This is a genomic window from Nocardia sp. bgisy134 (assembly GCF_057708325.1).
The window spans coordinates 137825-150896 of the sequence record NZ_JBYIRW010000003.1 but is presented as its reverse complement, the minus strand read 5'-3'; the positions used below and the strand labels follow the sequence as shown (position 1 = coordinate 150896).

The window sequence follows — 13072 nt, the reverse complement described above, 5'->3', positions numbered from 1 at the left end:
CGGTTCACCCATCCTCTGGGTGCTGTTCGGGCGGTATGTCGGTCTTACTTCGGGATGTCGGTCTACTTCAGGATGGCTGGTTTTAGGGATGACAGGCGGATCTGATGGCTAGGCAAGCGCGCGCGGAGATCACCCGCGATTCCGTCCTTGCGGGCGCTGCCGATGTCTTTCTGCGCTTGGGATATGCGAATGCGAGCCTGAGCGAGATCATCGCGCAGTCCAACGTGACCAAGGGCGCCTTGTACTTTCACTTCGGTTCGAAGGAAGAACTGGCGCGCGCCGTCGTCGATCAGGGCAACGAGCGACTGATCAGTTCGTGCCAGGGCTTCTTCGATCCCAGAGTGCCTGCGCTGGAAGCGTGTATCGGCATCACGTACGTGGTGGCCGACCTGTCGATGAACGATCCGATGGTCGGCGCGATGCTCAAGCTCACCCACCAGATCGGCGACTACCGCGGCGCCCAGGGCGACAACATCGCCAAGACCTGGGGTGACACGTATCGCCTTCTGGCCGAACGTGCCATCGCCCAAGGCGATCTGGAATCCGACCTCGATCCCGAGGTCGTCGGCCTGCTACTGCAAGAGGTCACCGCGGGCGTGCACATCGTCGCGGTCGGCACCGAGTCGATGGACCAGATGGCCACCCGCATGGAGCGGGCTTGGTACTTCCTGCTCCCGTCCATCGTGCCGCCGGAAAAGCTTTCGTACTTCCGCGAATTCGCCGCCCGCCGCCTGCGCCGCTACGTGCCGTAACGCCGGAAGCGCAGGTGCGCAATGCGTTAGGCGCGCCGGGAATTCAATGATCGCGTGTGCCAACGGGTGTGATGAGGAGAACCGTCCACCGCGCCGCGCGCAGACCAGCGGGTCCCTACCGGCGCGAAGCTCGTCGCGCTCGACAAGCCGCGATCGCCGGTCTCGATGCCCGCTCCGAGTCGGTTCACAACCACCGACTCCAGCGGTGGTCGTTCACACCGAAGTCTGCTCGAGCGCAGCTTCCGCTTCGACCGGAACGCGCGCTCCTCTCCCTCTCAACCACCCCGAGGGCGAGTCTTACGAGCCCGTTCGCGGCCGTCTCGCTTCCGAGCGGTCGAAGCGCATGCGACGTAGTCGCGAGTCTCGACCGCTCGGATGCGAGACAAGAAGGGCCGCGAACCCCGCGCGCGCCAGCGCGCCGAAAACACAGCCCCGCGAACACGCGCGCGCCAGCGCGCCAATAGACTCAGTTCGCTCGAAACACCCGCTTGAGCTCAGGAGTTGTCGATGTCCACCCACCGTCCACCACTCGAAGGACTGGTCGCGGCGGCCGGAGCGGATGCCGCGCTGCGGACGGTCGCCGAGCTGATCGGGAAGTCGTCGGTCGAGTTGGTGGCGCCTTCGGCGGTGCGCCCGTTCGTGGCCGCGACGGTGGCGGCCAAGCGGCCGCTGGTGGTGGTGACGGCGACGGGCCGGGAGGCCGACGATCTGACGGTCGAGTTGCAGGAGATTCTCGGCGAGACGGTCGCGCAGTTCCCGTCGTGGGAGACCCTGCCGCACGAGCGGCTGTCGCCGGGCGCGGACACGGTCGGGCGCAGGCTGGAGGTGTTGCGCAGGCTCGCCCTGGACTACGGCATCGCGGAGCGATTCGATGAGGGGCGGTGGTCGGGCGACGGGCGGGCGGACCCGGTGTTCCCCGAGCCGTTGCGCGTGGTGGTGACCACGGTGCGTTCGCTGATGCAACCGATGGCGGCCGGGCTCGGCGACATCGAGCCGATCGTGCTGCGGGTCGGCGCGGAGTTCGATTTCGACGAATTGCTCCTTCGCCTGGTCGAATTCGCTTACACCCGGGTGGACATGGTGGGTAAGCGCGGCGAGTTCGCGGTGCGCGGTGGCATCCTCGACCTGTTCCCGCCGACGGCCGACCATCCGGTGCGCGTCGAGTTCTGGGGCGACGAGGTGACCGAGCTGCGGCCCTTCGCGGTCGCCGACCAGCGCTCGCTCGGCGATCTCCCGGTCGACGTGGTGGTCGCGCCGCCGTGCCGGGAGCTGCTGCTCACCCCCGAGGTGCGGGCGCGGGCGGCGGAGGTGGCCGAGGCGAACGCCGCCGACGCGGCGCTGGTCGAGATGCTGGAGAAGCTGGCCGAGGGCATCCCGGTGGACGGCATGGAGGCGCTGCTTCCGGTGCTGCAGCCCGGTGAGCTGCGGTTGCTGACCGAGCAGCTGGCCGAGGGCACGCACGTGCTGCTGTGCGATCCGGAGAAGATCCGCACCCGCGCCGCCGACCTGGTGCGCACCGGGGAGGAGTTCCTGGAGGCGTCCTGGACCGCGGCCTCGTTCGGCGGCGCCGCGCCGCTCGGCGGGAACGGGCTCGATCTGGCGGCTTCCTCCTACCGCGCGCTTCCGGAGATCCACGAGAGTGCCGACCGGAACGGCCTGCCGTGGTGGAGCCTGAGCCCGCTGGAGTCGGGCGATCCCGCGGAGGTCGTGCTTCCGGTACTGGCGGGTCCCGCGGCCCGTGGCTCCGACGAATTGGTGGCGACGATCTTCGCCTCGCTACGCGCGCATGTGGCCACCGGCGGGCGCGCGGTGGTGGTCGTGGCCGGTCACGGTACCGCGCAGCGCGTGCTGGAGCGGTTGGCCGACGCGGACGTGGCGGCGGCGGCATTGGACGCGGGCGCGGAGCCGACCGCGGGCGTCGTCGGCGTGCTGTGCGGTTCCCTGCACGACGGCTTGGTGTTCGAGGACGCCGGGCTGGTCGTGGTCGCCGAGTCCGATCTGACCGGTAACCGGGTCACCGCGCCCGCCGAGGGCAAGCGGCTACCCGCCAAGCGGCGCAATCAGGTGGACCCGCTCGCCCTCAACGCGGGCGACATGGTGGTGCACGACCAGCACGGCATCGGCCGGTTCGTGGAGATGATCGAGCGCACCGTGGGCGGCGCGCGGCGCGAATACCTGGTCATCGAGTACGCGCCGAGCAAGCGTGGCCAGCCCGGCGACCGGTTGTTCGTGCCGATGGAGTCGCTCGACCAGCTCTCGCGCTATGTCGGCGGCGAGATGCCGAGCCTGTCCAAGCTGGGCGGCTCCGACTGGGCGAACACGAAACGCAAGGCGCGCAAGGCCGTTCGCGAGATCGCGGGCGAGCTGGTGCAGCTCTACGCAGCCAGGCAGGCGGCACCGGGGCACGCGTTCGGCGCGGACACGCCGTGGCAGCAGGAGATGGAGGACGCGTTCGCGTTCACCGAGACGGTCGATCAGATGACCGCCATCGCCGAGGTCAAGTCGGATATGGAGAAGCCGGTCCCGATGGACCGCGTGGTCTGCGGCGACGTCGGCTACGGCAAGACCGAGATCGCGGTGCGCGCGGCGTTCAAGGCGGTGCAGGACGGCAAGCAGGTGGTCGTGCTGGTGCCGACGACGCTGCTGGCCCAGCAGCATTTGCAGACGTTCACCGAGCGCGTCGCCGGGTTCCCGGTCACCGTGAAGGGTCTGTCCCGGTTCACCGATCCCGCCGAATCGCGGGCGGTGCTGGAGGGCATGGCCGACGGCGCGGTCGACATCGTGGTCGGCACCCACCGCCTGCTCCAGACGGGCGTGCGGTGGAAGGACCTCGGCCTGGTGATCGTCGACGAGGAGCAGCGCTTCGGTGTCGAGCACAAGGAGCACATCAAGGCGCTGCGCACGCACGTCGACGTGCTGACGATGTCGGCGACCCCGATCCCGCGCACCCTGGAGATGAGCCTGGCGGGCATCCGCGAGATGTCGACCATCCTCACTCCGCCGGAGGAACGGCACCCGGTGCTCACCTACGTCGGCGGGTACAACGACAAGCAGGTCACCGCCGCCATCCGCCGCGAGCTGCTGCGCGACGGCCAGGTGTTCTACGTGCACAACCGGGTGTCTTCGATCGACAAGGCGGCCAAGCGGATTCGCGATCTGGTGCCGGAGGCGCGGGTGGTGGTCGCGCACGGCCAGATGAACGAGGACATGCTCGAGCAGACCGTGCAGGGCTTCTGGCAGCGCGAGTTCGATGTGCTGGTGTGCACCACCATCATCGAGACCGGCCTGGACATCTCGAATGCCAACACCCTGCTCGTGGAACGCGCCGACGCGCTCGGCCTTTCGCAGCTGCACCAGCTGCGCGGCCGGGTCGGGCGCAGCCGGGAGCGCGGCTACGCCTACTTCCTGTATCCGCCGGAGAAGCCGCTCACCGAGACCGCCTACGACCGGCTCGCCACCATCGCGCAGAACTCCGACCTCGGTGCGGGCATGGCGGTGGCCATGAAGGACTTGGAGATCCGCGGCGCGGGCAACGTGCTCGGCGCCGAGCAGTCCGGTCACGTCGCCGGCGTCGGCTTCGACCTGTACGTGCGCCTGGTCGGCGAGGCCGTCGAGGCGTATCGCGCCGCGGCGGACGGCAAGCCGATCACCACCGAAGAGGTCAAGGAGGTCCGCATAGACCTCCCGGTCGACGCGCACATCCCGCCCGATTACATCGCCAGCGATCGGCTCCGCCTGGAGGCGTACCGCAAACTCGCCGCCGCCCAGGATGATCCGGCCCTCGCCGCGGTGATAGAGGAACTGGTCGACCGCTACGGTCCGCTGCCTGTCGAGGTGGGTCGCCTGGTGTCGGTGGCGAAGCTGCGGCTGGTGGCGCGGGAGTACGGCGTCACCGAGATCGCCGTCACCGGAACGACTTTGAAGGTCTCGCCGCTGCTGAATCTGCCCGACTCCAAGCAGTTGCGGTTGAAGCGGCTCTACCCCAGCGCGGGCTACAAGGCGGCCAGCGGCGTCGTGCAACTGCCGCTGCCCAGGGTCGAGGACAGCGTCGGCGCCGATCGGGTCCGCGATGTGCAGCTGTTGCAGTTCGTCGCCGACCTGCTGCTCGCGCTGGACGGAAAGGCGCAGGGGGCAGTGGATCTCACGGTGGACACCGAGGCGACGGCGGCTCGATGAGTACTCCGGACGGCGCCGCCGGGGTGGGCCCCGGGCCCTCCGCGTCGGGCAACGGCGCAGCGGAGAGCCGAGATTCGTCGCGGTCCGCGGGCGACGTAGCACTGGTGGCCGCGGGGTTGGCGGGGGCCGTCGAGGTCATGGACCGGCTCTGGAACTTCGGTGGCTGGGAGGTCACCCAGACCCACGACTCCCTGCGCCCCTACCTGCTCGAGGAGACCTACGAACTCCTCGACGCCATTCAGCACGCGGATGCCGAGACCATCAAGGAAGAACTCGGCGATCTGCTGCTCCAGGTGCTCTTCCACTCCCGAATCGCGGAAGCCGCAGGCGAATTCACCGTCGACGACGTCGCCGCCGCGCTGGTCGCCAAGCTCGTCAACCGCAGCCCGCACCTGATCGACTCCGGTATCGCCCCCGACGCCACCGTCGAGGAGAAGATCGCCGCACAGGAGCGGGCCTGGGAAGAACGCAAGTCCGCCGAGAAGTCCCGGCGCTCCTGCCTCGATGGCATCGCCATGGCTCAGCCCGCCCTCGCCCTCGCCGAGAAGATCATCGCCCGCAGCACCAAAGCAGGCCTCCCCGACGACCTGATCCCGCCCGACCTGCGCGTCGTCCACCTCGGCGGCCCCGACAGCGCCGAAGAACGCCTCCGCAAGGCCACCCTGTCCTTCGCCGCCGCCATCCGCGCGGCCGAAGACGCCGCCGAGTCCGCCCGCGGCTCCCGCGACCCACTCGACCCTGCGGATTGGCGCCACTACTGGCCACGCTGACGAACGCGCGAATCGCTGGAACCCGGCGGGTCGCGCGAATCCGATGGGTAGCGTCGTCGCCGAGCCTGTCCGATGCAGTGGTTATTCTTAGCTTGGCAGGCAGTTGTGACCGGGCCGAGGCGAAGGGTGGTGGAGTGCCATGGCGCAGCCGATCGCGTATGGCGAAGTGAACCACGAGGCGGCCCTGAAGTACGCGGTGCAGCTCATCGACCACCGGTGGGCTCAGGTCATCGAGGGGCGGATCGTACTGGTGTCACCGATGTGGGATCACGAGAAGGTCGTCGCCCAGATTCGTCGGCAGCTCGATGCCCGTGTAGATGAACTCGACTGCCTCATGGGCTCTGGAAATCTGGATCTGCCCGGCTCGGTGAACTGGTATATGCCGGACCTGGCCGTTATTCCGACGGCGCTAGCCGAAGGGGCAGGCGCTCTCTTGCCCAAGCAGACGCTGCTGGTGGTCGAGGTGACATCGGATTCGAACGCGGACACCGATCGGATCATCAAGCGCAAGCGCTACGCCCAGTACGGCGCACCGCTGTATCTGCTGGTCGACCGACAGCGCAAGGAGTGCACGCTCTTCTCCGACCCGCACGATCTCGGCTACGGCGACGTGCACGGCCCCTACTCGTTCGGCACCGCCATCGCGTTGCCCGCGCCGTTCGATCTGAGTCTGGACACCACCGGGTTCTGAGCCCGCATCCGGTCCAAGGGCCATCAGGTTCCTTCTATGCCTGGCATCTCCAGGCAGGGGTGTGAATCCACGGTGCGGCGCGGGGGCAGGCGCGTAGCGTTGATGGCGAGTCGATGGCGGACAGCGGGTGCGCTGGGGAATCGGCGCCCCTCGAGTCGGGAGGTGCCGGATGATGCTGAGTGTGTTCTCCTCGCCGGGGCACTATGTGCAGGGGCGCGATGCTACGGCGGCGTTGGGGCAGGAACTGCGCCGGCTGGGGATCGCCGGGCCGGTGTTGATCGTGGCGGGGAAGAGTGCGCGGCGGCTGCTCGCCAAGATGTGGGAGCGGTCGTTCGGGGCGTCGAGTATCGACTATTCGGTGCATCCGTCGGGCGGGGAGTGCAGCAGGGCCGAACTCGCGCGGATCACCGAGGCCGTGCGGGCGAGCGGGAGCGCCGCGGTGCTCGGCGCGGGCGGCGGGAAGGTGATCGACTCGGCGCGCGCGGTGGCCGACGATCTCGGGCTGCCGATGATCAGCTGTCCGACCACCGCGTCCAGCGATGCGCCGTGCAGTGCGCTCTCGGTGATCTACACGGAGGAAGGCGAATTCGAGGCGTACCAGCTGGTGCGCCGCAATCCCGCGCTGGTGCTGGTGGACACCTCGGCCATCGCGCAAGCCCCCGCGCGGCTGCTCACGTCGGGCATGGGCGACGCGCTCGCCACCTGGTTCGAGGCGCGCACCTGCCTCGCCGGGCACGTGCGCAACATGCGCGGCGGCGCGTCCACCCGCAGCGCCGGAGCACTCGCCGAATTGTGTTACCGCACTTTGCTGTCCGACGGTCCGCAGGCGCTGGCGGCGGTCCACACCCAGACCGTCACCCCCGCGCTCGAACGCATCGTCGAGGCCAACACCCTGCTGTCCGGGCTCGGATTCGAATCCTCCGGCCTAGCGGCCGCGCACGCGGTGCACAACGGCCTCACCGCGGTGCCGCAGACCCGCCCGTACCTGCACGGCGAGAAGGTCGCCTTCGGCGTGCTCACCCAACTGGTGCTCGAAGGCGCGTCCGACGACGAGATCGGCACCGTTCTCGACTTCTGCGACCGCGTCGGCCTGCCGACCTCGCTGGCCGACCTCGGACTCGCCGACGCGGACCAGGAAACGTTGTCCGCCATAGCGACTCGCGCCACCGCCCCCGGCGAGACGATCCACAACGAACCGTTCGCGGTGGACGCCGCGCTGCTCCACGACGCTTTGCTCGCCGCCGACTCACTCGGCGGCCGCTGACCTGGGCGGCGGCGGTCCGCGCACTCCACCGTGAGCGCCCCGAACCCCGCGACCTTCCAGCGGTCCGACCGCCGATCCCGGCGAGTGCTCGGGGCTCCGGCGTGCGGGTCGCCGAGTCCCGAATAAGTCTCGGACCGCCCGCCGCCTTCAACGCCCTCGAAGCTGAGAGCCTCCGGTCGATGCCGTGCTCGCGCCCTCGGCAGTGCTCACCCAGTGCGCCCGCAGAAGCGGAGGCAGGCCGACGAGCGTGGGCACCGCTCGGTGGGGGTCGCATCGCTAGATGCGGAACGTACTGCGCGCCGTGCTGGACGGATCGCCCCGCGTCGGATGCATCGCTCCGCGCGGGACGTACTCTGCCCGTTGGGACGCATCGCGTCGTGTCGGACGTGTCGCGCGGTGCGGGTCGCATCGCGCGGAATGCGCCGTTCGGTGCAGCATCGCTCGGCGTCGGATGAATCGCCTTCGCGGTGGACGTACCGCTCGGCGCGGGTCGCATCGTCCCACGTCGGACGCACCACCTCGGGCACCGATCGCACCCACCCGAGCACGGGTCGAAACCAGTCGAAATCCAGCTGGAATACCGGTGCACACCACTGGTCCGCAGCTCCTCCGGCAGCCGCTCGAACAGCCTTCGCGTACACCGAACCCTCATCTTCCCGCAAGCTTGTCGTCACAGCACGGCGGGAAAACTGTCAGTAGGGGTTCGCTATTCTGGCTGGAACCCGAAGCCTAGGGCGGGCCACCCGCCGGGAGGGACGTTCGGTCCGGTGCGCATCAGCAGAGTCGCGGAGCATCCGCGACCGGATCACGTGTTGTTCCATTTCAGTGACACCCACCTCATCGCCGGTGACGGCGAGTTGTACGGGGATGTCGACGCCGAGCAGCGGTTACGCAAGCTGCTCGGGCACGCCGCGGCCAGTCGCATCCGCCCGACGGCGCTGGTGTTCACCGGCGACCTCGCCGACCGCGGCGAGTCCGAGGCGTACGAGAAGCTGCGCGCGCTGGTCGAGCCGTTCGCGCGGCACATCGGAGCGCCGGTGGTGTGGGTGATGGGCAACCACGACGATCGCGGTGTCCTGCGTGACACCCTGCTCGACGAGCCGCCGTCGACCAAGCCGTTCGACCGCGTGCACATGATCGACGGACTGCGCATCATCGCCCTCGACACCTCGGTGCCCGGCCATCACCACGGCGAGATCTCCGATGAGCAGCTGGCCTGGCTGCGCGGCGTGCTGGCCGAGCCCGCGCCGTTCGGCACCATCCTGGCCATGCACCACCCGCCGGTGCCGTGCGTGGTGGATCTGGCCGTCACCGTCGAGCTGCGTGACCAGCGCAAACTCGCCGACGTGCTGGACGGCACCGACGTGCGCGCGATCCTCGCTGGCCACGTGCACTTCTCCACCTACGCGACGTTCGCAGGCATCCCGGTCTCGGTCGCCTCGTCCACCTGCTACACCCAGGATCTGGCCACCGCGACGGGCGGCCTGCGCGGCCGCGACGGTGCGCAGGCCTTCAACTTCGTGCACATCTACCCGGACACGGTGGTGCATTCGGTGGTACCCATCGATGCGGGCGCGACCGTCGGCGAGCCGGCCACCCCGGAGGAGGCGGCGGCGAAGCTTGCCGAGGCGGGCATCGTCATCCCGCCCGCCGGTCGTATCCCGCACGTCATGCAGCGCCGGGAGCCGACTCCGGAAGCGGACGACGAGGCGGTTCGCTGAACCGCTCCCACGGCGCCGGGTCCGGGAACCAGTCCGTGAGGAAATCCGAAACTCGCTGCACCCGTTCGGATTCCGGCACCTCCGGGAAGCTGCCGTCGTTCAGGCAGAAGAAGTCGACGTCCCGCCGCGCGGACAGCTCGTCGAGCAGCGTGAGCCCGGCGCGACTCGTGGTGTCGACGTAGCGCATTCGCCCGGTCTCCTGCGGCACCGCGCACCCGGTGAGCAGCGCGTAGTAGTGGTACAGCGAGTTGGTGACGGAAATGTCGGTGGCCGAACGGAATCGGCTCGCCATGGTGCGGGCGAAGTCGCCGCCGAACTCCGCCTCCATCTCCAGCAGCACGCTGCGCCGCAGCGGCGTGGGCGTGTGCTCCAAGTGCCGGGTGATGACGTGCCCGAAGTGATCGGCGAGCAGCGCCCGGTTGACCCGCGCCGCGTTCTCGAATCCGCTGCGGCGCTCGTTGTTCCGGCCCGGCCCGATGCGTGTGTCCGCCTCGATGAACCGGCTGATGCCGCCGGGGGTGAAGAACATCGAGGGACGCACCGGCCTGGCGAAGAACATGTCGTCGTTGGAATACAGGAAGTGCTCGCTGAGCCCCTCGATGTGCTGCAACTGCGATTCCACCGCGTGCGAGTTGAAGGTGGGCAGCGCCGCCGGGTCGCTGAAGTGGTCGCCCGCCCGCACCACCGTGACCTTCGGGTGCTCGTCGAGCCACTCGGGGACCGCGGAATCGGTGGCGACGAAGATGCGGCGGATCCACGGCGCGTTCTTGTGCACCGAGCGCAGGGCGTACCTGAGTTCGTCGATCTGGCGGATTCTCGCGTCCGCGTCGTCGCCCTCTCCGACGACGACCTGCGCCATCAGGCCCGCGCGCCGCGCGCGGAATTCCGGATCCGTGCCGTCCACCCAGGAGAAGACGATGTCGATGTCGAAATCGACATCGGTGACGTGCGGCGCGAACATGTCGGTCAGGGTCGGCCAGCTGCGGTCGAACAGTCCGACCTGGGTGAATTCCACGTCGGCCAGATCGAAGACCGCGCGGGTCAGCGCGTTCGGGCGCGGACATTCGACGGTGTCGCCGTGGTACTCCCACAGCTCCAGCTCGACGTGGTGCGCGGGATCGGCGTCGCGGCCCAACCGGAGGATGTGATCCCCGGCTTCCGCGACGGCGAAGCCCGCGGCGAGCGCGCCGTCCGTCACGCGTCGCACCATCGCGCGGTGCGCGGCGTCGGCGGCCAGGATCAAGCGGTGCCCGCTGTCTCTGACCAGGAGAAACGGCACCTCCGCCGCGGCGAGCTGGCCGCGCAGGTAGCCGAGGTCGTCGATCATCGCCGCCGAGACCGCCAGATTGCCCGCCGCGATCGCGGCGGTGTCGTATCCCATCCGGGCCGTGCCCGTCTCCCAGCCCCCAGGATTCACTGCCCCCATGTCCATGTTCGCCTCCCATTTCGTCGTTCCGGCTATCGCCCGCGCGTGCACCGCACCGGGAATCAGCCGGTCCCGGAGACGCCGGAGGCGCCGCCGCGGGACCCGCCCGATGCGGTGCGGATTCAGAAATGGGGTGTGCTGCCGTAGTGCAGGAACGCGGTGATCCGCGGAAGTCCTGACGATCGGTACACCATCGTTCTCACCTCACTCACGGCACGGACGCGAGAAGCGTCATTGGGGAAGTGCTGACCGGACCCACGGCGAAGGTGAACCGGGCGTGGCCGGGAGCAGCACGCACGGCCGGACAGACATCGGCCGGCTGATCGGAGAACCCCTGTTGAACAGGGTCGTTACTGAATGATGCATCCGCGGCGACCGTCCGTCAATCGGAAGCCGCGCAAGTGTCCCGGACACGGGGAACGTCACAACCTTCGCTCGAAAAATTAGGGTAGCCTCGCCAAAGTAAAGGGAAAACTTCGGTGCATGCCGAAGCGGCGACGGGAAGGAGCGGGCGCGGTGCGCGTAGTCATTCTGTTCGGGTCGGAGATGGGTACTTCGGAAATCGCGGCCGACTGCGTCGCGGACTCCCTGGCCGGCGTGCACGATGTCTCGGTCTACGACATGACCGACTTCGATGTCGATGATCTGGACGTCGCGGACTTTCACGTCGTCGTCTGCTCGACCTACGGCGACGGCGACCTGCCGACCGGCGCCGAGTTCTTCTTCGACGCACTCGACGCCCGCGCGCCCGATCTCACCGGACTGCGATTCGCGGTGTTCGGGCTCGGCGATTCCGTCTACGGCGACACGTTCAACCGCGGCGGCGAGATCGCGGCCGAGAAGCTGACCGCGCGCGGTGCGGTCCAGGTCGGCGAGCACGCGCGCCACGATGCGTCCGCCGAGGTCCGGGTGCGCGACATGGCGCGCGAATGGGCGCGGTCGCTGCCGATTCCCGAATTCGCTTCGGCCTGAACGAACCCTCCGGCCTGGCAACCCGCCGAGCTCGGTGGTCGACGAGCCGTGCGGACGTAACGGACAAGTTCCACAGTGCCAGCAGACAAGTGGCACAGCGCCAGCGCGCAAGTGTCCCAGCACCTTAGACTGCTATCAGCGCGGCACAGCCCGTCGCGCGCGACGATGCATGAGGTGACGAAGATGGCAGCCGGAGCGAGCCCCGCGCAACATCGCGACCACTCGACCGATCATCCCGAACTGGACGTGCTACCGGAATGGCCGCAGGACACGATCGCCGTGCTGGTGACCACAGACCCAGCGCCGCATGCGATTCCGGTGTCCTGGCCGGTGCGCGCCGGTGATCGGCGCATCCTGATCAGCCTGAAGTTCGACCGAGGTTCGCTGGCCCGGCTGCGGGAACGTCCCGAGATCGCGCTGCTGATTCTCGGCGGCGGCAACGTCGCGCTGTGCGCGCGTGGCACCGCCAAAGTGATCGCCGAACAGATGCCCGACGCCGAGGATTACGCCGCGGTGCAGATCGACGTCGCGGTGATCGACGACCACCGCCAGTCCGCGTTCGCGGTGGACAAGGGCATTCAGCGCGACGTGCTCGATGCGAGCGAATTGCACGCGTTGCAGGGCCGCGTGGCGACCCTGCGCGGCTGGTCCGACGACCAGAACTGAACCGGTACAACGAGAAAGGCGGCGCCCGCGCGCCGTACGGGAAGGGATCATGAGCGTCACACTCGCCAAGGGCGGAAACGTTTCGCTGTCCAAGCAGGCGCCGAACCTGACCAAGGTCGCGGTGGGACTCGGCTGGGACGTGCGCACCACCACCGGTGCGGATTACGACCTCGACGCGAGCGCACTGGCCACCGGCCCGAACCTGAAGGTGCTCTCCGATCAGCACTTCGTGTTCTACAACAATCTGCGTTCGCCGGAGGGCACCATCGAGCACACCGGTGACAACCTCACCGGTGAGGGCGAGGGCGACGACGAGGTGATCAACGTCGATCTCGCGGCGACGCCGCCGACGATCACCAACATCTTCTTCCCCGTGTCCATTCACGACGCCGACGCCCGCGGGCAGTCGTTCGGCCAGATCCGCAACGCGTTCATCCGCGTCGTCGACGCCAACACCGGCGCCGAACTGGCCCGTTACGACCTCACCGAGGACGCGTCCACCGAGACCGCCATGGTGTTCGGTGAGCTGTACCGGCACAGCGGCGAGTGGAAGTTCCGCGCCATCGGGCAGGGCTACGCGTCCGGTCTCGCGGGCATCGCCCGCGATTACGGCGTCAACATCTGAATCGGTCGG

At 68.7% G+C, this 13072-nt stretch carries 10 protein-coding genes; 9 read left to right on the top strand and 1 reads right to left on the bottom strand.

From position 1 onward, the window contains the following. Window positions 1–104 precede the first annotated feature (104 nt). The 6 genes from AC3ERS_RS07340 to AC3ERS_RS07315 all read left to right on the top strand — a co-directional run bounded on the left by AC3ERS_RS07340 (window position 105) and on the right by AC3ERS_RS07315 (window position 9374). Window positions 105–752, top strand: a complete 648-nt coding sequence (locus AC3ERS_RS07340) for a TetR family transcriptional regulator (protein ID WP_431964811.1) — start codon at window positions 105–107, stop codon at window positions 750–752. A 507-nt stretch (window positions 753–1259) separates the two neighbouring features. Continuing rightward, window positions 1260–4928 (top strand): transcription-repair coupling factor, encoded by a 3669-nt coding sequence (gene mfd / locus AC3ERS_RS07335; protein WP_431964809.1) that lies wholly within the window; start codon window positions 1260–1262, stop codon window positions 4926–4928. Further along, window positions 4925–5698 (top strand): nucleoside triphosphate pyrophosphohydrolase, encoded by a 774-nt coding sequence (locus AC3ERS_RS07330; protein WP_431964807.1) that lies wholly within the window; start codon window positions 4925–4927, stop codon window positions 5696–5698. The genes mfd and AC3ERS_RS07330 overlap by 4 nt, the downstream gene beginning before the upstream one ends. A gap of 139 nt (window positions 5699–5837) precedes the next feature. Next, a complete protein-coding gene (locus AC3ERS_RS07325; RefSeq protein ID WP_431964805.1) occupies window positions 5838–6389 on the top strand; it encodes a Uma2 family endonuclease in 552 nt (183 codons plus the stop codon). A gap of 172 nt (window positions 6390–6561) precedes the next feature. Beyond that, complete coding sequence (locus AC3ERS_RS07320; protein WP_431964803.1) at window positions 6562–7653, top strand: glycerol dehydrogenase; 1092 nt, start codon at window positions 6562–6564, stop codon at window positions 7651–7653. Between the two features lie 767 nt (window positions 7654–8420). Beyond that, a complete protein-coding gene (locus AC3ERS_RS07315) occupies window positions 8421–9374 on the top strand; it encodes a phosphodiesterase (RefSeq protein ID WP_431964801.1) in 954 nt (317 codons plus the stop codon). Here AC3ERS_RS07315 and AC3ERS_RS07310 read toward each other — a convergent pair. After that, window positions 9322–10755, bottom strand: a complete 1434-nt coding sequence (locus AC3ERS_RS07310) for a stealth family protein (RefSeq protein ID WP_431965379.1) — start codon at window positions 10753–10755, stop codon at window positions 9322–9324. The two genes, AC3ERS_RS07315 and AC3ERS_RS07310, sit on opposite strands and share 53 nt — an antisense overlap. Before the next feature lie 561 nt (window positions 10756–11316). Between AC3ERS_RS07310 and AC3ERS_RS07305 the strand changes: the two genes are divergently transcribed. From AC3ERS_RS07305 to AC3ERS_RS07295, 3 genes are all read left to right on the top strand, one after another. Continuing rightward, window positions 11317–11772, top strand: a complete 456-nt coding sequence (locus tag AC3ERS_RS07305) for a flavodoxin domain-containing protein (protein ID WP_431964799.1) — start codon at window positions 11317–11319, stop codon at window positions 11770–11772. Between the two features lie 183 nt (window positions 11773–11955). Beyond that, complete coding sequence (locus AC3ERS_RS07300; protein WP_431964797.1) at window positions 11956–12438, top strand: hypothetical protein; 483 nt, start codon at window positions 11956–11958, stop codon at window positions 12436–12438. 49 nt (window positions 12439–12487) lie between these two features. Continuing rightward, the gene (locus AC3ERS_RS07295) at window positions 12488–13063 is read left to right on the top strand and encodes a TerD family protein (RefSeq protein WP_431964795.1); all 576 of its coding nucleotides are present in this window, start codon (window positions 12488–12490) and stop codon (window positions 13061–13063) included. The last annotated feature ends 9 nt before the right edge of the window (window positions 13064–13072 follow it).